General features: G+C 73.2%; 17 protein-coding genes and 2 riboswitches. Of the genes, 11 read left to right on the top strand and 6 right to left on the bottom strand.

What is annotated here, in order from left to right; genetic code table 11:
- Positions 1–56: 56 nt before the first annotated feature.
- A complete protein-coding gene (locus AKI01S_RS53890; RefSeq protein WP_067829318.1) occupies positions 57–2585 on the bottom strand; it encodes a BTAD domain-containing putative transcriptional regulator in 2529 nt (842 codons plus the stop codon).
- A 96-nt stretch (positions 2586–2681) separates the two neighbouring features.
- Here AKI01S_RS53890 and AKI01S_RS37850 point away from each other — a divergent pair, with 96 nt between their 5' ends.
- Positions 2682–4163, top strand: coding sequence for an MFS transporter (locus AKI01S_RS37850; RefSeq protein WP_067829321.1), 1482 nt, complete (start codon positions 2682–2684; stop codon positions 4161–4163).
- A 67-nt stretch (positions 4164–4230) separates the two neighbouring features.
- Here the strand turns inward: AKI01S_RS37850 and AKI01S_RS37855 are convergent, their stop codons facing one another.
- Together AKI01S_RS37855 and AKI01S_RS37860 are read right to left on the bottom strand one after the other, a co-directional pair.
- Positions 4231–5538 (bottom strand): M50 family metallopeptidase, encoded by a 1308-nt coding sequence (locus tag AKI01S_RS37855; RefSeq protein ID WP_067829324.1) that lies wholly within the window; start codon positions 5536–5538, stop codon positions 4231–4233.
- Positions 5539–5675: 137 nt separating this feature from the next.
- Positions 5676–6443: a FadR/GntR family transcriptional regulator gene (locus tag AKI01S_RS37860; RefSeq protein ID WP_084000649.1), complete on the bottom strand. Its 768-nt coding sequence runs from the start codon at positions 6441–6443 to the stop codon at positions 5676–5678.
- A gap of 154 nt (positions 6444–6597) precedes the next feature.
- Between AKI01S_RS37860 and AKI01S_RS37865 the strand changes: the two genes are divergently transcribed.
- Genes AKI01S_RS37865 through AKI01S_RS37880 form a run of 4 tightly spaced genes read left to right on the top strand, consistent with a single transcriptional unit; the run spans position 6598 to position 11648 of the window.
- Entirely contained in the window at positions 6598–8130 is a 1533-nt protein-coding gene (locus tag AKI01S_RS37865; RefSeq protein ID WP_067829327.1) for an amino acid permease, read from the top strand.
- Between the two features lie 18 nt (positions 8131–8148).
- On the top strand, positions 8149–9519 hold the full coding sequence (locus tag AKI01S_RS37870) for a glutamine synthetase family protein (protein ID WP_067829329.1): 1371 nt from the start codon (positions 8149–8151) through the stop codon (positions 9517–9519).
- Positions 9516–10883, top strand: a complete 1368-nt coding sequence (locus AKI01S_RS37875) for an aldehyde dehydrogenase family protein (protein WP_067829333.1) — start codon at positions 9516–9518, stop codon at positions 10881–10883. The genes AKI01S_RS37870 and AKI01S_RS37875 overlap by 4 nt, the downstream gene beginning before the upstream one ends.
- Positions 10884–11648 (top strand): 3-oxoacyl-ACP reductase, encoded by a 765-nt coding sequence (locus AKI01S_RS37880; RefSeq protein WP_067829336.1) that lies wholly within the window; start codon positions 10884–10886, stop codon positions 11646–11648.
- 46 nt (positions 11649–11694) lie between these two features.
- Here the strand turns inward: AKI01S_RS37880 and AKI01S_RS37885 are convergent, their stop codons facing one another.
- Entirely contained in the window at positions 11695–13473 is a 1779-nt protein-coding gene (locus tag AKI01S_RS37885; RefSeq protein ID WP_245681941.1) for an ABC transporter ATP-binding protein, read from the bottom strand.
- A 74-nt stretch (positions 13474–13547) separates the two neighbouring features.
- Here AKI01S_RS37885 and AKI01S_RS37890 point away from each other — a divergent pair, with 74 nt between their 5' ends.
- Positions 13548–14132 (top strand): TetR/AcrR family transcriptional regulator, encoded by a 585-nt coding sequence (locus AKI01S_RS37890; RefSeq protein ID WP_067829398.1) that lies wholly within the window; start codon positions 13548–13550, stop codon positions 14130–14132.
- Positions 14133–14184: 52 nt separating this feature from the next.
- On the opposite strand, the gene AKI01S_RS37895 is transcribed toward AKI01S_RS37890, so the two are convergent.
- A complete protein-coding gene (locus tag AKI01S_RS37895) occupies positions 14185–15324 on the bottom strand; it encodes an alginate lyase family protein (protein ID WP_157420458.1) in 1140 nt (379 codons plus the stop codon).
- Positions 15325–16077: 753 nt separating this feature from the next.
- A riboswitch (glycine riboswitch) is annotated at positions 16078–16174 on the top strand.
- A 4-nt stretch (positions 16175–16178) separates the two neighbouring features.
- Positions 16179–16261, top strand: a riboswitch (glycine riboswitch).
- Positions 16262–16338: 77 nt separating this feature from the next.
- Between AKI01S_RS37895 and gcvT the strand changes: the two genes are divergently transcribed.
- From gcvT to AKI01S_RS37915, 4 genes are all read left to right on the top strand, one after another.
- Positions 16339–17433 (top strand): glycine cleavage system aminomethyltransferase GcvT, encoded by a 1095-nt coding sequence (gene gcvT / locus AKI01S_RS37900; protein ID WP_067829341.1) that lies wholly within the window; start codon positions 16339–16341, stop codon positions 17431–17433.
- A gap of 21 nt (positions 17434–17454) precedes the next feature.
- Positions 17455–17844 (top strand): glycine cleavage system protein GcvH, encoded by a 390-nt coding sequence (gene gcvH, locus AKI01S_RS37905; RefSeq protein ID WP_067829343.1) that lies wholly within the window; start codon positions 17455–17457, stop codon positions 17842–17844.
- A 2-nt stretch (positions 17845–17846) separates the two neighbouring features.
- Entirely contained in the window at positions 17847–19103 is a 1257-nt protein-coding gene (gene glyA, locus AKI01S_RS37910) for a serine hydroxymethyltransferase (RefSeq protein ID WP_157420459.1), read from the top strand.
- A gap of 73 nt (positions 19104–19176) precedes the next feature.
- Positions 19177–20550 carry an L-serine ammonia-lyase gene (locus tag AKI01S_RS37915; RefSeq protein WP_067829347.1) on the top strand — a complete coding sequence of 458 codons (1374 nt, stop codon included), beginning with the start codon at positions 19177–19179 and terminating at the stop codon, positions 20548–20550.
- A 3-nt stretch (positions 20551–20553) separates the two neighbouring features.
- Here the strand turns inward: AKI01S_RS37915 and AKI01S_RS37920 are convergent, their stop codons facing one another.
- Positions 20554–20832, bottom strand: a complete 279-nt coding sequence (locus AKI01S_RS37920) for a hypothetical protein (protein ID WP_067829350.1) — start codon at positions 20830–20832, stop codon at positions 20554–20556.
- Between the two features lie 354 nt (positions 20833–21186).
- On the opposite strand from AKI01S_RS37920, the gene AKI01S_RS37925 reads away from it, so the two are divergent.
- Positions 21187–21903, top strand: coding sequence for an SAM-dependent methyltransferase (locus tag AKI01S_RS37925; RefSeq protein WP_067829352.1), 717 nt, complete (start codon positions 21187–21189; stop codon positions 21901–21903).
- Positions 21904–21978 lie beyond the last annotated feature (75 nt).

A 21978-nucleotide genomic window follows, 5' to 3' on the forward strand; every position in this document is an offset into this window, starting at 1 on the left:
CCCCGCAGGTCAGGTCACGCGCTCGCGCGCGGGCTGAGGCCCCTTTGAAACAGGCCCTAGACGGCGACCTCACCCACGGCGGTCAGCAGGCGGTGGGCCGCCGCCACGTCCCCGCGCAGGGCCCAGTACCAGGCCAGGGAGCTGGTCAGGCGCAGGGCCAGGCGGGCGTCGCCGTGGCGGGCGGTGTTCTCCAGGGCCGAGCGCAGGTTGGCGGTCTCGGCGTCGAGGCGGGCCAGCCAGCGTTCCCGGGCGCTGCCCCGCTTCCACGCTGACTCGGCGCACTCGACGACCGAGGTGTAGTAGACGGCGTGGCGGAGCCGGACGGCGGGGGTCTCGGCGGCCTCGTCCAGGCGTTCCAGGCAGTAGGCGGCGACCGACTCCAGCAGGCGGTACCGCTCCCCCGCCCGGACCACCAGCGACCGGTCCACCAGGCGGGCCAGCAGGTCGGCGACGTCGGCGGGGTCCACCCCGTCGCCGCCGCAGGTCTGCTCGGCCGCCTCCAGCGTGAACCCGCCCGCGTGGACGGCCAGCCGCCGCAGGACGGCGCGTTCGGAGTCGGTGAGCAGCTCCCAGCTCCAGTCCATCACCGCGCGCAGCGTCCGCTGCCGGGCGGGGGCGGCGCGGCGGCCCGAGGCCAGCAGGCGGAACCGGTCGTCCAGGCGTTCGGCGAGCCGGTGGACGCCGAACGCCCGCACCCGCGCCGCCGCCAGCTCCAACGCGAGCGGAACGCCGTCCAGCCGGCGGCAGACGGTCGCCACGGCCTCGGCGTTGCCGTCGTCCAGCGCGAACTCCGGCGCGGCGGCCCGGGCCCGCGCCTCGAACAGCCGCACCGCGGGCGACTCCCGGAGCTCCCCCGGACCGGCCCCCGCCCCGGGGACCTCCAGCGGGGCGACGGGCCACACGTGCTCCCCCGCGATCCCCAGCGGCTCCCGGCTGGTGGCGAGCACGCGCGGGCCGGAGCCGGACCGCAGCAGCGTGTCCACGAACTTGGCGACCGGCTCGATCACATGCTCGCAGTTGTCGAGGACGAGCAGGACGCGGGCGCCTCCCAGCGCCGCCCCCGGATCGCCGGACACCCCCAACGCGCCCGCGACCGCCTCGGCGACCTTCTCAGCGGAGTCGGCACCGGGCGGCAGGGCCGCCAACTCCACCAACGCGACCCCATCAGGAAACATCCCATCCCCGCCCGCCGCCTGCGCGGCGGTGCCGGTGGCCTGAGGCGAGCCCGCACCCCATGCCGAGGCCATATCACCGCGAGGCCCCTCCGCAGCACGAACCGTCCCCCCGGCCGCCCTCACGACAGACCCGTCGTCCAAGGACATCACTGCCGTCCCATCCGCTTCGCCACAAGATTTCGCCGCAACGCGGGCCGTTGCCCCGTCTGCCGCCTGCGCGGCGGCGCCGGTGGCTTGGGGTGAGGCCGCGTCCCGTGCCGGGGCCACTTCACCGCGAGGCCCCTCCGCAGTACGGGCCGTTGCCTCGGTCGTCCTCGCGGTAGGACCGCCGTTCCAGGATGTCGCCGCCAGCTTCGCGGCGGAGTCGCCTCCGGCCGCTTCGGACGCTGTTCGGGCAGGTTCGCCGCAGGCTGGGGTCGGTGGCGGAGTCGTCTCGGTCGCGCAGGTCGGTTCGGGGACAGGGGGTGGTTCGGTGGGGAAGCCTCCGGTGGCGTGGGCGGCGGCTTCCAGGGCCAGGCGGGTCTTGCCCACGCCGCCGGGGCCGGTGAGGGTGATCAGGCGGGTCCCGGCCAGCAGGGCGCGGATCGCCTCGACGTCGGCGTCGCGACCGATCAGGTCGGTGACCGGGACGGGGAGGCGGGTGCGGAGCGCCGGGGCGGGCGGCTCCCGCAGGGACGGGTCGTGGTTGAGGATCGCCCGGTGGAGGGCCTGGATCTCCGGGCCGGGGTCCAGGCCGAGGTCGTCGCGCAGGCGGGTGCGGAGGCGGTGGTGGACGTCCAGGGCCTCGGGCTGGCGGCCCGCGCGGTACAGGGCGCGCATGAGGGCGGCCTGGAGGCGTTCGCGGAGGGGGTGGCGTTCGGCCGGGCCGGCGAGTTCGGCGGTGAGGGCGTGGTGGTCGCCCAGGCGGAGGCGGGCCTCGGCCAGGTCCTCCAGGGCGGTGAGCCGCTGCTCCTCCAGGCCCGACGCCGGGCCGCGGGCGAACGGCTCGTCCGCGAAGTCCGCGAACGCCGGGCCCCGCCACAGGTCGAGGGCCCGGGTGAGCAGGGTCGCGCGGGCCCGGTCGTCGGCCAGGTGGCGGGCCTGGTCCAGCAGGTCCCGGAAGCGGTGGACGTCGGTCCGGTCGGTGGCCAGGGCGTAGCCGGGCGGGCGGGACTCCACCAGGGCGCGGGCGCCGGGTTCGGCGTCGGCCAGCGCGCGGCGGAGCTGGGAGACCTTGACGCGCAGCGCGGCCACCGGGTCGGCGGGCGGGGCGCCGTTCCACAGGTCCTCGACCAGGCGCTCGGCGGACACCGGACGGCCCTCGTGCGCGATCAGGTCGCACAGCAGCGCGCGGACCTTGGCCTCGACGATCCGCACGGCGCGGCCGTCGTCGGTGGTGACCTGGAGGGGACCGAGCACACCGAAGCGCATGAACCCACGGTAGCGGCGTCGAAAGCGGATCCGAATCCCGTCATAACGCCCGCGCCGGAGGCTGGGTCTTCCGACGAGGACGAGGGAGACGAGCGCATGTCGGTGATCGTGGAGACGGAGGGGCCGCCCCGGTCGGGGCGGCGCGAGTGGGCGGGGCTGGCGGTGCTGGCCCTGCCGGTGCTGCTGCTGGCCCTGGACAACAGCGTGCTGTTCCTGGCGCTGCCCCGGCTGGGCGCGGACCTGTCGCCCGGCGCCACCCAGATGCTGTGGATCATGGACGCCTACGGGTTCCTGATGGCGGGGTTCCTGGTGACGATGGGCGCGGTCGGCGACCGGATCGGGCGGCGCCGGCTGCTGCTGGTCGGGGCGGTGGCGTTCGGGTTCGCGTCGGTGCTGGCGGCCTACGCCCCGTCGGCCGGGGCGCTGGTCGCGGCGCGGGCGCTGCTGGGGGTGGCGGCGGCGACGCTGCTGCCGTCCACGCTGGCGCTGGTCACCGTGCTGTTCCGGGACGCCCGGCAGCGCGCGGTCGCGATCGGCGTCTACAGCGCCTGCTTCATGGGCGGCGCGGCGCTGGGGCCGGTGATCGGCGGACTGCTGCTGGAGACGTTCTGGTGGGGGTCGGTGTTCCTGATGGCGGTGCCGGTGATGGTGCTGCTGCTGGTCGCCACGCCGCTGCTGCTGCCCGAGGACGGCGAACGCGGGCACGGGCGCGTCGACCCGGTGAGCGTGGTGCTGTCGCTGGCGGCGGTGCTGCCGCTGGTGTACGGGCTGAAGGAGGCCGCCGCGGAGCCCGGACGGGTCGCCGCCTACGCGGCGATGGCCGCCGGGCTGGTGTTCGGGGCCCTGTTCGTGCGGCGGCAGCGGGCGGCGGCCGATCCGATGCTGGACGTGGCGCTGTTCCGGGAACGGGCGTTCTCGACCGCGCTGGGGATCCTGGTGTTCGCGATGGTCGTGCAGAGCGGGATCTACCTGTTCGTCAGCCAGTACCTGCAACTGGTCGAGGGGATGGCCCCGCTGCGGGCCGGGCTGTGGCTGATGCCCCCGGCGCTGGCGCTGGTGGCGGGCTCGCTGGCGACCCCGCTGGTCGCGCGGCGGGTGCGGCCGGGGATCGTGGTGGCGGCCGGGCTGGTGGTCACGGCCGCGGGGTTCGGGGCGGCGATGGTGGCCGGCTCCCCGGGGACGGTGATGGCCGCCGTCACGGTCGGCTTCCTCGGGGCCTCGCCGCTCGGCGTGCTGGGCATGGACCTGGTGGTGGGGTCCGCGCCCCCGGAACGCGCCGGTTCCGCGTCGGCGGTGGCCGAGATGTCCGGGGAGTTCGGGGTGGCGCTGGGCGTGGCGACGCTCGGCAGCCTCGGGACCGCCGTCTACCGGGCCTCCGCCCCGGAGGAGGGGGGCGCGTCGCTGGGCGAGGCGGCTGCCGCGCGGCTCCCGGCCGAGGCGATGGAACGCGCCCGCGAGGCGTTCATGGACGGCCTGGCCGCCGTGGCGGGCGTCAGCGCCGCGCTGGTCCTCGTGCTGGCGGTGGTCGGCGCGGTGCTGCTGCGGCACCTGCGGCCGATCGGGGAGAAGCGGGGGTGAGCCGGGTGAGCGGCCGGGCGGTCATGGCGGATGGAAGGTGACCGCCCGGCCGCTCACCACGGGGCCCCTAGCCGGACAGCCGGATGGGGTTGACCAGGTCGGCGTAGATCAGCAGGCCGCCCATCACGACCAGGACGGCGGCCATCGCGTACGTCAGCGGCAGCGCCTTGGCGACGTCCACCGGGCCGGGGTCGGGGCGGCGCAGCAGCCGGGCGAACCCCTTCTTGACCGCCTCCAGCAGCGCCCCGGCCATGTGGCCACCGTCCAGCGGCAGCAGCGGGATCAGGTTGAACAGGGCGACGGCCAGGTTCACCGAGCCGAGCAGGCTGATGAACGCGGCCAGCTTCTGCTGGTTGGACAGCTCGTCGGAGGCGGCGACCTCGCCGCCGATGCGGCTGACGCCGACCACGCCGATCGGGCCGTTGGGGTCGCGCTTCTGGTCGCCGAACGCCGCGTTCCAGACGCCGACCATCTTCTCGGGCATCCGCAGGAGCGACTCGCCGGTCCGCTTGGTCAGGTCGACCATGGTGGTGGCGACCACGCCGGGGCCCTGCCGCTCGAACGCCTGGGTCGGGGTGATGCCGAGGAACCCGACGTTGACGATCTTCTTGGGGTCCTTGAGGTCGCGCATCTCGTTGCGGGTGACCGGGACCTGGAGGTTCAGCGTCTGGTCGCCGCGCCGCACCGTCATCGGCACGGTCCGCCCGCCGGCGTCGCGGATCGCCGTCTGGAGCTGCGGGTACGACTCGATCCTCTTGCCCGCGAACGCGGTGATCCGGTCGCCCGGCTTCAGCCCGACCTGCATCGCCGGGGTCTGCTTGGCGTCGGTGGGGCACTCGTCCCGGCGGATCTGGGCGGCCTGGCTCGCCGGGACCATGCACTTCTCCACGGTGCTGATCACCGGCTGCGGCGTCTCCTTGCCGATGCCCATCAGCAGGATGCCGAAGAACAGCACGGCCAGGACCAGGTTCATCGCGGGCCCGGCGAACATGATGATCAGCTTCTGCCACCACTTCTTGGCGTAGAAGACGCGGTCGCCGTCGTCGGGCCGGACCTCCTCCAGCGCCGCGCCGCGGGCCGACTCGATCAGTCCCTGCCAGGGGCCGGTGCTGATGTTGCGGATCTGGCCGGGCGCGTCGCCCTTGCGCGGCGGCAGCATCCCGATCATGCGGATGTAGCCGCCCAGCGGGATCCACTTGATCCCGTACTCGGTCTCCCCCCTGGTCCTCGACCACATCGTGGGGCCGAATCCGACCATGAACTGGGTCGTCCGCACACCGAAGAGCTTGGCGAAGCTGAAGTGGCCCAGCTCGTGCAGCGCGATCGACACCAGCAGGCCGAAGAACAGGATCAGCACGCCCGCCAGCCAGACCATGCGTTAACGCCCCTCCGTGATCACCAGCAACCCACCCAAGGTTACGTCATGCCCAACGAACGTCACCGCGTACAAATCCACGACGGGACGGGCGCTTCGGCCTTACCGATCCTTTACGGCGGGCAGGTCGCCGGGGTTCAGCCCAGGAACCCGCGCAGCAGCGCGGCGGTGCCCTCCAGGTGCTCGGCGACCGCGCGGCCCGCCGCCTCCGGGTCGCCCGCCAGGATCGCCTCGACGATCGCGGCGTGCTGGACGGCGGCGTGCTCGATGTTGGGCCGCAGGATCGGGATGGCGTTGAGCAGGTCGGTCACGCGCATCCGGGCGTCGGCGCAGGCGGCGGCCAGCAGCCGGGAGCCGGTCAGCTCGGCGATCGTCAGGTGGAAGAGGGTGTCCAGGCGGCGGTAGTCGTCGGGGCCGGCCGCGGTCAGCTCGTCCAGGCGGGTCCGCAGCAGCGCGCCGCGGCCGTCGGACAGGTCCGCGCCCGCCAGGATCCGCGCGGCCCCGGTCTCCACGGCCAGGCGGAACGTGAGGGTGTCGGCCAGGTCGTCGCCCATCTCGGCCACCGCGCGGCGCAGGTCGGCCCGGCCGGGGCGGGGGCGCCGGTAGGTGACGAACGTCCCGCCGGCGCGGCCCCGCCGGGACTCCACGTAGCCCTCCTGCGCCAGGGCGCGGATCGCCTCGCGGAGGGTGACGCGGCTGACGCCGAGCAGCGGGGCCAGCTCGCGTTCGGGCGGCAGGCGGTCGCCGCGCGCGACGACGCCGAGCTTGATCGCCTGGAGCAGGCGCTCGACGGTCTCCTCGAACGCGTTGCCGCCCCGGACCGGCCGGAACACCGCGGCGGCGCCGAGGTCGCCGGAGGCCGCGGGGAGCGCGCCCGCGAGGTCGGTACCGGTCGTTCCGGGCATGGCCGCCTCTCCACGTCGGGGACGAGGTCCACGTTACGTCTTCGTTTCGCGGCCGCCGCCCTCTTGACGGGACGGGCCCGGGAAACATTAATGGTCTGACATTAGCCCGTTAAAGGCGCGTCAACGGCCCGGCCCCGATCGTAGGGAGGCGCTCATGAGCACCGACGAGCGACAGGCGTCCGTTCCCCCATCCCCGTCCGACGACGAGAAACGGCTGCACGAGCTGGGCTACGCCCAGGAGCTGCGGCGCTCGATGTCCGGCTTCTCCAACTTCGCGGTCTCGTTCACCATCATCTCGGTGCTGAGCGGCTGCCTGACCTCCTACACCATCGGCCTGAACGGCGGCGGCCCCGTCGTGATCACGTGGGGGTGGCTGTTCGTCGGCGTGATGACGCTGACGGTCGCGCTCGCCATGGCCGAGGTGTGCTCCAGCTACCCGACGGCGGGCGGGCTGTACTACTGGGCGGCCAAGCTCGCCCAGCGCAACGGGGCCGCGTGGTCCTGGTTCACCGGATGGTTCAACTTCGTGGGGCAGGTCGCGGTCACGGCGGCGATCGTCTACGGGTCGGCGGCGTTCCTGAACCCGCTGCTGGACGCCCAGTTCGGGTACTCGGTGACGCTCGGGCACACGTTCCTGCTGTTCACGGTCATCCTCGCGGTGCATGCGCTGCTCAACCAGTTCGGCGTGAAGCTGGTGGCGGTCCTCGGCGACATCAGCGTGTGGTGGCACGTGGCCGGCGTCGCGGTCGTCGTCGGGGTGCTGGTCGTGAAGCCCGCGAAGCACCAGTCGCCGGGGTTCGTGTTCGGGGAGTTCGTCAACGGGACCGGCTGGCAGTACGGCTGGTACGCGGCGCTGATCGGGCTGCTGCTGTCGCAGTACACGATGACCGGCTACGACGCCTCGGCGCACATGACCGAGGAGACGCGCGACGCGGCGCGCAGCGGGCCGAGGGGCATCGTCAACTCGGTGCTGGTGTCGGTGATCGCGGGCTGGGTCCTGCTGGTCGGGGTCACCTTCGCGATCCAGGACTACGGCGCGGCGGCCAAGGACGGCCCGGCGCAGATCTTCCTGTCGGCGGCCGGGGAGACCACCGGCAAGCTGCTGATCCTGGTCTCGTTCGTGGCGCAGTTCTTCTGCGGGATGGCGTCGGTGACGGCGAACTCCCGGATGATCTACGCGTTCTCGCGGGACGGGGCGCTGCCGTTCTCCCGGTTCTGGCATTCGATCAACAAGCGGACCCGCACGCCCACCAACGCGATCTGGCTGGCGGCGGGCGGCGCGTGGCTGCTGGCGCTCCCGGCGGTCTGGAACAAGACGGCCTACCTGGCGGTGACCTCGGTCGCGGTGGTCGGCCTGTACATCGCGTACGTGATCCCGACGTTCCTGCGGCTGCGGCAGGGGGACGCGTTCCGGCGCGGGCCCTGGCACCTGGGCCGGTGGAGCCGCCCGGTCGGGATCGTCGCGGTGGCGTGGGTGGCGTTCATCTCGGTGCTGTTCATGCTGCCGCCCGCCAGCCCGATCACCAGGGACACCTTCAACTACTCGCCGGTGGCCGTGCTGGTGGTGCTCGGCGGCGCGGGCCTGTGGTGGCTGCTGTCGGCCCGCCGGTGGTTCACCGGGCCGAAGGTGCAGGGCAGCGCGGCGGAGCTGGCCGCGATCGAGAACGAGCTGAAATCGATCAACTGACCGGAAGGCGGTACCCCCGTGCCCCCATCGCCCGCGTCCCCACCGCTCAGCCTGGACGGGCTGCGCGCCGAGGCCGAGGCCGGACGGCTCGACACCGTGATCATCGCGATCACCGACATGCAGGGCCGGTTGCAGGGCAAGCGGCTGTCGGCCCGCTTCTTCCTCGACGAGATCGCCGCGCACGGCGCGGAGGGCTGCAACTACCTGCTCGCCGTGGACGTCGACATGAACACCGTGGACGGCTACGCCATGTCGTCCTGGGACACCGGCTACGGCGACTTCGTGATGCGGCCGGACCTGGGGACGCTGCGGCGCGTCCCGTGGGAGGAGGGCGCGGCGCTCGTCCACGCCGACGTCGCCTGGGAGGACGGGTCGGACGTGGCCGCCTCGCCCCGGCAGGTGCTGCGGCGGCAGCTCGCCCGGCTCGCCGACCGGGGCTGGGCCGCCTACGTGGGGACCGAGCTGGAGTTCGTCGTCTACCAGGACTCCTACGAGGAGGCGTGGCGGCGGGCCTACCGGGACCTGACGCCCGCCAACCAGTACAACGTGGACTACTCGCTGCTCGGCGGGGCGCGCGTGGAACCGCTGCTGCGGAGGATCCGCAACGGGATGGCCGGGGCCGGGATGTACGTCGAGTCGGCCAAGGGCGAGTGCAACCTCGGCCAGCACGAGATCGCGTTCCGGTTCGCCGAGGCCCTGGCCACCTGCGACAACCACACCCTCTACAAGACCGGCGCCAAGCAGATCGCCGCGCAGGAGGGCATGTCGATCACGTTCATGGCCAAGCCGAACGAGCGGGAGGGCAACTCCTGCCACATCCACATCTCGCTGCGCGACGACGACGGGCGGCCGGTGCTGGCCGGAGACGGGCCGCACGGCCTGTCGAAGATCGGCGAGCACTTCATCGCGGGCCAGCTGGCGTGCCTGCGGGACTTCACGCTGATGTACGCGCCGAACATCAACTCCTACAAGCGGTACCAGCCGGGCTCGTTCGCGCCCACCGCGATCAGGTGGGGCGTCGACAACCGGACGTGCGCGCTGCGGCTGGTCGGGCACGGCCCGTCGCTGCGGATCGAGAACCGGGTGCCGGGCGGCGACGTGAACCCGTACCTGGCGGTCGCGGCGCTGGTCGCGTCCGGGCTGCACGGGATCGACGACGAGCTGCCGCTGGAGGAGCCCTTCCGGGGCAACGCCTACGCCGCCGAGGCCGAGACGGTGGTGGGTTCGCTGCGGGACGCGGCGGCGGACTGGACGTCCAGCGCGCTGGCGGGCGAGGCGTTCGGCAAGGAGGTGGTCGAGCACTACGCCAACTACGCGCGGGTGGAGCTGGCGGCGTTCGACCGGGCGGTGACCGACTGGGAGATGTTCCGGGGGTTCGAGAGGCTGTGAGCGAGTTCGAGGTGATCGATCCGGCGACCGAGCAGGTCGTGGAACGGGTCGCGCCGGCGTCGGCCGAGGACATCGACGCGGCGGTGGAACGCGCCGGGCGGGCGTTCGAGGCATGGCGGTCGGTGGCGCCGGGCGACCGGGCGCGGCTGCTGCGGGCGTTCGCGGCGATGATCGACGCGCACGCCGAGGAGCTGGCGGCGCTGGAGGTCCGCAACGCCGGGCACCCGGTCGGGCAGGCCCGCTGGGAGGCGGGGAACCTGCGCGACGTGCTGGAGTACTACGCCGGGGCGCCGGAACGGGCGTGCGGGCGGCAGATCCCGGTGGCGGGCGGGCTGGACGTGACGTTCGCCGAGCCGCTGGGGGTCGTCGGGGTGATCGTCCCGTGGAACTTCCCGATGCCGATCATGGGGTGGGGGCTGGCGCCCGCGCTGGCGGCCGGGAACACGGTGATCGTCAAGCCCGCCGAGCTGACGCCGCTGACCGCGCTGCGGGTGGGCGAGCTGGCGCTGGAGGCCGGGCTGCCCGAGGGCGTCGTCCAGGTGCTGCCGGGGGCCGGGCCGGTCGCCGGGCGGCGGCTGGTCGACCACCCCGGCGTCGCCAAGATCGTGTTCACCGGGTCCACCCGGGTCGGCAAGGAGATCATGGCGGCGTGCGCGCCCGGCGTGAAGCGGCTGACGCTGGAGCTGGGCGGCAAGAGCTCCAACATCGTCTTCGCCGACGCCGACCTGGAGAGGGCGGCGGCGACCGCGCCCTACGCGGTGTTCGACAACGCCGGGCAGGACTGCTGCGCGCGGTCGCGGATCCTGGTCCAGCGGCCCGTCTACGACCGGTTCCTGGAACTGCTGGAACCCGCCGTGCGCGGCCTGCGGGTGGGCGACCCGGGCGACGCGAGGACCGAGATGGGACCGCTGATCAGCGCCGCCCACCGGGAGCGGGTCGCCTCCTACGTGCCAGGCGGCGCGCCGGTCGCGTTCCGGGGGTCCGCGCCCGAGGGACCGGGCTTCTGGTTCCCGCCGACCGTGCTGGCCACGCCGGACTTCGCGGCCCTGCCCGCCTGGAACGAGGAGGTGTTCGGGCCGGTGGTGACGGTCGCGCCGTTCGAGGACGAGGACGACGCGGTGCGGCTGGCCAACGACACCGTCTACGGCCTGTCCGGGTCGATCTGGACCCGCGACCTGGGCCGGGGCCTGCGGATGGCGCGCGCCGTCGAGGCGGGGAACCTGTCGGTCAACTCGCACTCGTCGGTCCGCTACTGGACGCCGTTCGGCGGGTTCAAGCAGTCGGGGCTGGGCCGGGAGCTCGGCCCGGACGCCCTGGACGCGTTCACCGACGTCAAGAACGTCTTCATCGCAACGGAGGAATGAGTGCAGCGTCTTGAGGACCGCGTGGCCGTCGTCACCGGCGGCGCGAGCGGGATCGGGCTGGCGACCGTCCGGCGGCTGGCGCGGGAGGGCGCGCGCGTCGTGGTCGCCGACCTGGACGGGACCGGCGGCAAGGCGGCGGCCGAGGAGGTCGGCGGGCTGTTCGTGCGGGTGGACGTCACCTCCGAGGAGGAGGTGCGGGCGCTGTACGAGGCCGCGCACCGCGCCTACGGGCGGATCGACGTGGCGTTCAACAACGCCGGGATCTCGCCGCCGGACGACGACTCGATCCTGGAGACGGGGCTGGAGGCGTGGCGGCGCGTCCAGGACGTGAACCTCACCAGCGTCTACCTGTGCTGCAAGCACGTGATCCCGTACATGCGGGAGCGGGGCAAGGGATCGATCATCAACACGGCGTCGTTCGTGGCGGTGATGGGGGCGGCGACCTCGCAGATCTCCTACACCGCCTCCAAGGGCGGCGTGCTGGCGATGTCGCGGGAGCTGGGGGTGCAGTTCGCGCGCGAGGGGATCCGCGTGAACGCGCTGTGCCCGGGACCGGTCGCGACGCCGCTGCTCATGGAGTTGTTCGCCAAGGACGCCGAGCGTGCGGCCCGGAGGCTCGTCCACATCCCGATGGGGCGTTTCGCCGAGGCCTCTGAGATCGCGGCGGCGGTCGCGTTCCTGGCCTCCGACGACTCCAGCTTCATCACCGCGTCGGAGTTCCTGGTGGATGGCGGGATCTCGGGCGCGTACGTGACCCCGCTGTAGGGCGCGTGGGGCGTCCGGCGGGCGGACGCCCCACGGACTCCGCCGCTCATGCGGGGACGGCGGTCTCCGCGGTGCCGGTCACGTTGGCGATGCGGAGCGCCTCCACCAGCTCGCGGTACAGGGAGTCGCGTTCCAGGAGTTCCTCGTGGGTGCCCTGGGCGCGGACGCGGCCCGCCTCCATCAGCACGATCGTGTCGGCGTCGATCACCGTGGAGAGGCGGTGGGCGATCGTCACGACCGCGCCGGTCGCGGCCCGTTCGCGGACGCAGCGGTGGATGGCGTCCTCGGTGAGGCCGTCGAGCTGGGCCGTGGCCTCGTCCAGCAGCAGCACCTCGGGGGTGCGCAGCAGGGCGCGGGCGAGCGCGATGCGCTGGCGTTCGCCGCCGGACACCGAGGTGGAGGTCAGCGGCGTGTCCAGGCCCTCGTCCAGGGTGTCGACCTTGTCGGCGAGGCGGATCGCGCGCAGCACCTCGGCGACCTCGTCGTCGGTGGCGTCGGGGGCGGCGTAGCGGACGTTCTCGCCGATGGTGCCGGGCACGATCGGGGTGTCCTGCTCCACGTAGGCGAGGCGGGACCGGATCTCGGCGTGCGTGAGGTCGCGGTAGGGCGTGCCGTCGAGGCGCAGCTCGCCCTCCTGCGGTTCCAGGAAGCGCAGGATCAGGGACAGCAGCGTCGTCTTGCCCGCGCCGGACGGGCCGACGATCGCCAGGTGGCCGCGGCGCGGGACGGTCAGGGTGACGTCCCGGACGGCCGGGGGCAGGCCGGGGCCGTAGGCGGCGGTGACGTTCCGGATCTCCAGGACCGGGCCGCCGTCGGGGCGCGGGCGCGCGGCGGCGGCCGGGCCGGGGACGGGCTCGACCTCCAGGGCCTCGATCTCGCGGATGCGCTCGGCGGCGGCGATGCCGTTCTGGAGGGTCGTCATGCTCTGGCTCAGCTCCATGATCGGCTCCATCAGGCCGAACGCGTAGAGCAGGAACGCGATCAGGCTGGACACCGCCAGCTCGCCGCCGCCGACCCGCCAGGCGCCCAGCCCGAGGATCATGATGATCGCCAGTTGCAGGCCGGACCAGGCGATCACCCAGGCGAGCGCCTCGCGGCGCAGAGCGCGCACGCCGTGCGCGGCGGAGGCGCGGGCATCGTCGATGATCTTCTCGGCCTGGCGGTCCTCGGCGCCGCTGACCTTGACGGTGCGGATCGCGCGCAGCGCGCCCTCCAGGACGCCGCCGAGCCGTCCGATGGTGTCCTGGGCGCGGACCTGCGCCTTGGCGATCCCCGGCATCAGCAGCGCGAACAGCACCACCACCACGACCGTGGCCGCCACGGTCACGCCGAGCAGCGGCAGGTCGAGCACGCCCATCAGCACGAGCGTGCCGACCAGCATGACCACCCCGTTCACCAGGCCGACCAGGCTGGTGGCGGCGGCCTCGCGCAGCAGGAGGGTGTCGGAGGTGACGCGGGTGACGAGCTCGCCGGGGGAACGGCGGGCCAGCGCGGGCACCGTGGCCCGCAGCATCCGCCGGACCAGGGACTCGCGGGCCTCCAGCACGACGCGCTCGCCGAGCGTGCCGAGCAGCACCCACTGCCGGTAGGTGATCACCAGGCCGACCACGAGCAGCACCAGCATCGCGACGATCGGGCCGAGCAGAGAGGACCGGGCGGAGAGGCTGTCCAGGACCCATTTGGTGACCATCGGCGTGGCCAGGCCCAACGCGGACGAGGCCAGCGACATCCCCAGGCCCACCGCGAGGGTGCCGCGGTGCGGGCGGGTGAACGACCACAGCACGCGCAACCGCGGCAGGTTCATCGAAGGCTTCGGATCATCCATGTTCTCCAGTGGAACAGCAATGTTCCATCGGTGTCAAATGTGTTTCATTGCGGACGGCGCGTTACCGTATGCACATGGCACAGAAGCAGGCGGAACCCTCGACCGAGAGCAGAGCACGGGCCCGGACGCGGAACGCCATCATCGACGCCGCCATCGCGACCCTGCGCGAGAACCCGGCCGCGTCCCTCGGCGACGTGGCCGCCGCCGCCGGGGTGGGGCGCACCACCGTGCACCGCTACTTCCCCGAGCGCGCCGACCTGCTGAACGCCATCGGCGCCCGCGTCCTCGAACAGATCCAGATCGCCACCGAGCGCGCCCGCCCCCACGACGGCCCGGCGCCGGCCGCCCTGGACCGGCTCTGCCAGGAGTACTTCGAGGTCGGTGACGGGCTGTCGCTGATGTTCGAGAACCCGCAGCTCATCGCCTGGGAGGGCTGGCAGGAGGAGACGCCCGCCGACCGGGCGCTGCTGGACCTGCTGCGCCGGGGCCGCCGGGCGGGCGCCTTCGACCCCGAGATGTCACCCGAGTGGATCGTTCAGGCGCTCTGGGCGCTGCTGTTCGCGGCCTGGTCGCACGCCCGGGAGGACGGCGTCACCCGGCACACCGCGCTGACCATGTGCCTGCGCTCGCTCCACAAGATGGTCGGGACGGCCCCGTGAGACGCGACGGCGGCGCACGGGAACGGACCCGTACGCCGCCGACCGGAGCCGGTCAGGGACTCGCGGTGCGCGAGAGGACCTCCCAGCCGCCCGCGGCCTGCCGGCCCGCCACCGCCCGCCTGGTGGACGGCAGCTTCACGCCGAGCCGCCGGTAGGAGTCGTAGCCGACCTCCATCACCGGGCCCAGCGAGCCCTTCAGCCCGCCCCGGCAGAGCCGCGCCGGGTTCCGGGCGTGCAGCTCCAGCGCGGCCGTCAGGCGGGGGCGGGCCTCCCCGTACAGGTCGACGCCCTGGAGGCGCGCGGTCGCCGCGACGTCGAGCGCCGCCGCCAGCCCCTGCCCGGCGTACTCCAGGCTCCGGCAGGTCTCCTGGGTGAGGCCGTCCGCCAGCCTGACCGGGTTGTGCCAGAACCTCGCGGCCGCGACGGCCGCCGGGGCCTGCGGGGCCGGGCCGTCGGAACGCAGGTAGACGTACTGCGGCAGGCGCTTGCGCCACAGCCCCACCGCCCGGTCGAACGCGGCCCGGTCGTCGAGGTGGACGGCGATGGCGGAGGCGGCGTTCAGGGTGGTGAGCTCGACGTTGCCGTTGACCTGCGGGTAGGGCCGGTCGACCAGCGGCAGGTACAGCCGCCGCAGGGTGTCGGCGAACCGCTGCTGCCCCGCCCAGCGCCCGTGCTCGTGCTTGATCAGCTCGGCGGCGCGGACGAAGTCCATGCCCGCCCGCGCGGCCTGGAGCGGGGCGCGCGCGCCGGTGTGCTCGCGCAGCCGCGCCGACCACGCGTCCATGATCGCCATGGCCTTGCGGGCGTGGCGCTCGTCGCGCGACAGGTACCAGCTCAGGGCGTGGACGTAGGCGGCGGTGGCGTCCCGGCGTTCGGCGGCGCACCCCCGGTCGGCGGAGCCGGGGACACCGCACGCCACGACGCCCTGGGCCCGGGGCCGCCAGGTCAACGCCGCGAACTCGCTGCCGCGCAGGGCGGTGTAGGCGTTCCGCCACGGCTGCCGCCCCGCCTTGATCCTGGCCCGGGCCGCGTCCAGCTCGGCCGCCCCGGTGATCACCCCCGGGTGCTGGAAGGCGGGGGGCGGCCGGTCGGCGGGCGCGGGCGCGTCGGAGTCCCCGCCGCCCGCGTTCCCGGTCCCGAGCGTGGCCGCGACGACGGCCGCCGACGCGACCACGGCGACGACCCCGCTCACCACGGTCGCCCGAACCCGCGTCCGCCGCTTCTTCCCCGCTCCCCCGGCCGCCGCGCCCTCACGAACCGGCGCACCGTCCCGAGGCCGCGCGCCAGGAAGGGACGACGCCTCCTCCCCCGAAGATCCGCCCCCGCCCGGCGACATGCCCTCGTGAAGCGCCGCCCCCTCACGGGACGGCGCCCCCTCACGGGACGACACACCTCCATGGGACGGCGCACCCCCATGGGAGGGCGCACCCTCGCGGGACGGTGCGCCCTTCTGGAGCGGTGTGCTCTCGCGGAGCGGCGTGTTTCCACGTGGCGGTGTGCCGTGGTGGGTCGGAGCCGCCTGGGGGAACGGTCCATCCCCGATGGGTGGTGTGTCCTCGGGGAGGGGGGTGTTCGCGGGAGGTAGGGCGTTCTGGCGGGGGCGTTCGGCTCCTTCCGGTGGTTCGGGGCGGGATGACGGTGGGGAACCGCGTCTCGCGTTCCGGGGGTTGGTGGTCTGGTCCGGCTTCCCGCCGGTGCCGTCGCTACGGTCTCCGCCCCGGGCGGCGCGGCGGCGGAGCGCGGCGACGACGATCGCGGTGACCACGATGGCCAGGACCCAGTTCCGGGCGCGGCCGAGCCTCATCGAATTTCCGTCTCCCTCACACGACCTCAGACCGGATCATGTAACCAGACGCGCGCGGCATCGCGTGGCGAACCGGCTCAGATCAGGGCGTTCCGTCGGCTGGTCGCAGGTCATCGGCGCTGCTAGATTGGCCTCAGCCGTTGATCCCGTGCGGGAGAGTGCCCTGGTCGCCAGTCAGGGACGCCGAAGGAGCAAATCCTCCCCGGAACCTCTCAGGCCCACGGACCGCGCGGACCAGGCGACCTCTGGAAAGCGGGGACCCGCCGGTCCCCCGCCGAAGGTGAAAGCCCCACGGGGTGAAGCTCTCAGGCGCCGATGACAGAGGGGGAGGCACCGACCACGCCCGGTGCGCGAGTGGGACGATTGTGCCTGCCTGCGCCCGCGACGAAGGAGCCGACCCGAATGTCCGCCGAGAACGCCCCGAAGAAGACGCCGCTGCACGACGTTCATGCCGAGCTCGGCGCGAACCTCGTGGATTTCGCGGGATATCTGATGCCGCTGCGGTACTCCAGCGAGACCGCGGAGCACAAGGCCGTCCGCACCGCCGCCGGGCTGTTCGACCTGTCCCACATGGGAGAGATCTTCGTCTCCGGCCCGCAGGCCGCCGCGGCCCTCGACCACGCGCTGGTCGGCAACATCTCGCCGATGGCCGTGGGCAAGGCCCGCTACACCATGATCTGCGCCCACGACGGCGGCGTGCTGGACGACCTGATCGTGTACCGGCTGGCCGACGAGACCTACCTGGTCGTCGCCAACGCCGCGAACGTCGCCGTCGTCCGCGGGGCCCTGGTCGAGCGGGCCGCCGGGTTCGAGGCCGCCGTGGAGGACCGCAGCGACTCCTACGCGCTGGTCGCGCTGCAGGGGCCGGACGCGCAGGAGATCCTGAGCCGGTTCACCGGCGCGCCGCTGCCCGGGCTGAAGTACTACGCGATCATGGCGGACGAGGTCGCCGGGATCGACGCGCTCATCGCCCGGACCGGCTACACCGGCGAGGACGGGTTCGAGCTTTTCGTGGACGCCGCCGACGCCGTCGCGCTCTGGCGGGCCCTGGCCGCGGTCGAGGGCGTGGTCCCCTGCGGCCTGTCGGCGCGCGACACCCTCCGCCTGGAGGCGGGCATGCCGCTGTACGGCAACGAGCTCACGGCCGAGACCACCCCGTTCGAGGCGGGGCTGGGCCGGGTCGTGAAGTTCGAGAAGGAGGGTGACTTCGTCGGCCGGTCCGCGCTGGAGGCGGCCGCGCAGACCCCCGCAGGCCGTAGGCTCGTGGGACTGGTCGCGCGGGGGCGTCGCGCGCCCCGCAGGGGGTACGACGTCGTCACGTCCGACGGCACGCCGTGCGGGGTCGTGACCAGTGGCGCTCCGTCGCCCACACTGGGCAAGCCGATCGCCATGGCCTACCTCGACAGCGGTGTCGAGGAGACCGAGCTCGCGGTGGACGTCCGTGGCCGGCGCGAGCCGGTCGACGTGGTCGCCCTGCCGTTCTACAAGCGTTCCTGAGACCTGGAGAGAGAAACAATCGTGAGCGTTCCGGAGCAGCTCCGTTACAGCGAGGAGCACGAGTGGGTCGCCGGCCTCGACAACGAGGACGGCATCGTCACCATCGGCATCACCGCGCACGCCGCCGACTCGCTCGGCGAGATCGTCTTCATCGAGCTTCAGGCGAACGAGGGTGACACCGTCGAGTCGGGCGAGACGTTCGGCGAGGTGGAGTCCACCAAGTCGGTCTCCGACCTGTACGCCCCGGTCAACGGCGAGGTCGTCGCGGTCAACCAGGCCGTGATCGACGAGCCGAAGGTCATCAACGACGACCCCTACGGCGAGGGCTGGATCGTCAAGGTCCGCGTCAGCGAGGAGCCGGGCGACCTGCTGGACGCCGAGGCCTACGCCAAGCTGGTCGAGGAGGCCTGAGGGTGCAGCTGAACGACTCCCTCGCCGCCGCCGACCCCGAGGTCGCCAAGGCCATCGCCGACGAGCTGCACCGCCAGCAGTCGACCCTGGAGATGATCGCCTCCGAGAACTTCGCCCCCGTGGCGGTCCTGGAGGCCCAGGGCTCGGTGATGACCAACAAGTACGCCGAGGGGTACCCGGGCCGGCGGTACTACGGCGGCTGCGAGTACGTGGACGTCACCGAGCAGCTGGCCATCGACCGGGCCAAGGAGCTGTTCGGGGCCGAGCACGCCAACGTGCAGCCCCACTCGGGCGCGCAGGCCAACACGGCGGTGTACTTCGCGCTGCTCCAGCACGGCGACACCATCCTCGGCCTGGACCTGGCGCACGGCGGCCACCTCACCCACGGCATGCGGCTGAACTACTCGGGCAAGACGCTGAACGTGGTGCCCTACCACGTGCGCGCCGAGGACGGCCTGGTGGACATGGACGAGGTCGCCGCGCTGGCCGCCGAGCACCGGCCCAAGATGATCGTCGCGGGCTGGTCGGCGTACCCGCGGCAGCTCGACTTCGCGGCGTTCCGGGAGATCGCCGACTCGGTCGGGGCGCTGCTGATGGTGGACATGGCCCACTTCGCGGGCCTGGTCGCGGCGGGGCTGCACCCGTCGCCCGTGCCGCACGCCGACATCGTCACCACGACCACGCACAAGACCCTCGGCGGTCCGCGCGGCGGTCTGATCCTGGCGAAGGAGGAGTACGGCAAGAAGATCAACTCGGCCGTCTTCCCGGGCATGCAGGGCGGTCCGCTGGAGCACGTCATCGCGGCCAAGGCCGTGGCGCTGAAGTTCGCGGCGTCCGACGAGTTCAAGGACCGGCAGCAGCGGACCCTGGACGGCGCGCGGATCCTGGCCGAGCGGCTGCTGGCCGAGGACGCCGCCAAGGCGGGCGTGAAGGTGCTGACCGGCGGCACCGACGTGCACCTGGTCCTGGTGGACCTGGTGGACTCGGAGCTGACCGGGCGCGACGCCGAGGACCGCCTGCACGAGATCGGCATCACGGTCAACCGCAACGCGGTGCCCAACGACCCGCGCCCCCCGATGGTCACCTCCGGCCTGCGGATCGGCACCCCGGCCCTGGCCACCCGCGGCTTCCGGGACGAGGACTTCGCCGAGGTCGCCGACATCATCGCGCTGGCCCTGCAGCCGTCGTTCGACAAGGACGCGCTGGCGGGCCGCGTGCGGGCGCTGGCCGACCGGCACCCGCTGTATCCCAACCTGTAACTCCCCGGCCCCCTCCGCGTGACCGCGCCCGCGCGGGCATACGGAGGGGGCTCGCTACAACGAGGTAGCACCCATGGCTATCAGTGTTTTCGACCTCTTCAAGATCGGCATCGGCCCGTCGTCGTCCCACACGGGCGGTCCGATGGCGGCGGCGCACCGCTTCGCGCGGGGCCTGCGCGATGACGGCCTGCTGGAGAAGACGGCCTCCGTCCGGGCGGTCCTGTACGGCTCGCTCGGCCTGACCGGCAAGGGCCACGGCTCCGACAAGGCCGTGATGCTCGGGCTGGAGGGCGACAAGCCGGAGCTGGTGGACGTGGACGCGGTCGACGCCCGCCTGGCGCGGATCCGCGAGACGGAGCGGCTGACGGTCTTCGGCGAGGTGGAGGTCCCGTTCGTCGTCGGGGAGCACCTCGTCTTCGAGCGCAAGCAGTCGCTGCCGGGGCACCCGAACGGGATGCGCTTCGCGGCGTTCGACGCCGACGGCAACGAGCTGCGCTCCAAGGTCTACTACTCGGTGGGCGGCGGTTTCGTCGTCGACGAGAACGCCACCGGCGCCGACCGCATCAAGGCCGACGACACCGAGCTGCCGCACCGCTTCGACACGGCCGCCGAGCTGCTGGAGCGCTGCCGCGAGACGGGCCTGTCGATCTCCGGCCTGATGATGGAGAACGAGAAGGCGTTCGGCCGCACCGAGCGGGAGATCCGCGACGGCCTGGTCGAGCTGTGGCAGGTCATGCGGTCCTGCGTGCAGCGCGGCTGCACCCGCGAGGGCCTGCTGCCGGGCGGGCTGAAGGTCCGGCGCCGCGCTCCCCAGCTACATCGCCAGCTGTCGTCGGAGTCCCCGAGCGACCCGCTCCACGCGATGGACTGGGTGACGCTGTTCGCGCTGGCGGTGAACGAGGAGAACGCCGCGGGCGGCCGGATCGTGACGGCCCCCACCAACGGCGCGGCGGGCATCATCCCGGCGGTCCTGCACTACTACGACAGGTTCGTCCCCGGCGCTGACGACGAGGGCGTGGTGCGCTTCCTGCTGACGGCGGGCGCGATCGGCGTCCTGTTCAAGCAGAACGCCTCCATCTCCGGCGCCGAGGTCGGCTGCCAGGGCGAGGTCGGGTCGGCCTGCTCGATGGCGGCGGCGGGCCTGACGGAGGTCCTGGGCGGCACCCCCGAGCAGGTGGAGAACGCCGCCGAGATCGGCATCGAGCACAACCTGGGCCTGACCTGCGACCCGGTGGGCGGGCTGGTGCAGGTCCCGTGCATCGAGCGCAACGCGGTGGGCGCGATCAAGGCGATCAGCGCCACCCGCATCGCCCTGCGCGGCGACGGCCGCCACTTCGTGTCCCTGGACAAGGCGATCAAGACCATGCGGGACACCGGGCGCGACATGCTCGACAAGTACAAGGAGACGTCCCGGGGCGGCCTGGCCGTCAACGTCATCGAGTGCTGAGCGTCAGGCGCGGGTGAGGCGCAGGGTGCGGACGCACTCGCCGCACTCATGGACGAGGGTGATCGTGTAGGCGGGTCCGGCGGGGTCGTCGGCGAGCAGCGCGGCCACGAGCAGCACCGCCTCGTCCAGGTCCAGTCCCCCGGCGACCGCGGGGCCGGGGGCCTCCCGCACGACCGTCCCGTCCCGGCGCAGGGGCAGGGCGTGCTCGACGCACGGTTCGCGCAGGTCGGGCGCCAGGGCGATGGTGAGGTCGGGAGCGGACGGACCGCTGCCGGTGGTCACCGGGCGGCTCCCTTCGGCAGGCGGCGTCGGAGGCGGACCCGCCGTCCCTTCCGGGGGTGGCGGGTCCGCTCGCACGTTGTTCGCCGCTGCGCCGTCGTCCCTTCCCCCGGGTGGGTCGCGACGGTGGATCCGGGAACGAGCGGACTGCCGCCGGTCATCACCGGGCAGCTCCTTTCGGCAGGCGACGTGGGGGGCGAGCCCACCGTCCCGGCCGGGACCGGTGTTCCCCCTTCCCTGTTCTTGTCGGTTCGCCGCCCTTTCTTTCACCGCACCCCGATGATCGTCCGGTGTCGAAGTGATCAAGGTTGTGTTCGGGGGGTGGCCGCGGGGTCCGCGGGCGGTTTGGTTGGAGGCATGGAGGGTGTCTTCGGAGACGACTGGGTGCACTTCTTCGGGGAGCTGCTCGACCGCGGCAGCGCTCCCGAGACGGATCTGATCTGGCGGCTGCTCGACGTGGAGCCCGGCATGGAGGTCCTCGACCTCGGGTGCGGGTACGGGCGGATCGCCAACCATCTCGCCGGGCGCGGGTGCCGGGTCACGGGGCTGGACGTGGTGCCGGCCCTCCTGGACCGGGCGCGCCGGGACGCCCGCGAGCAGGGGCTCGACGTGACCTATGTCGAGGGCGACATGCGGGACCTGGAGTGGACCGGGCGGTTCGACCGGGTGGTCTGCTGGTTCACGACGTTCGGCTACTTTGACGACGAGGGCAACCGGCGCGTGCTGCGGGAGGTGGCGCGGGCGCTGCGGCCGGGCGGGCGGCTCCTGCTGGAGACGATGAACCGGGACTGGCTGCTCGGGCGGTTCCAGCACGCGAGCGTGGTGGAGCGGGACGGGGACCGCATCGTCGACCGGCACCGGTGGGAGCCGCTGACCGGGCGTCTGGTGACCGAGCGGACCCTGATCCGCGACGGGCGCATGAAGGAGCTGGAGTACTTCCTGCGGCTGTTCCCCTTCACCGAGCTGCGGGACTGGCTGCTGGAGGCGGGCTTCACCGCGGTCGACGGGCTGGACGAGGGCGGCGACCCGCTGACGCTGGAGAGCAGCCGGATGATCGTCGTCGCGACGCGGTAGCGCCGGGAGCGGTCCGTTCGGAGCGGAGACGGCGAAGGAGGGGAGACCGTGCGCTCCCCTCCATTTTCAACTTAT

The organism is Actinomadura kijaniata NBRC 14229, assembly GCF_001552175.1.
Classification (GTDB): Bacteria; Actinomycetota; Actinomycetes; order Streptosporangiales; family Streptosporangiaceae; genus Spirillospora; species Spirillospora kijaniata.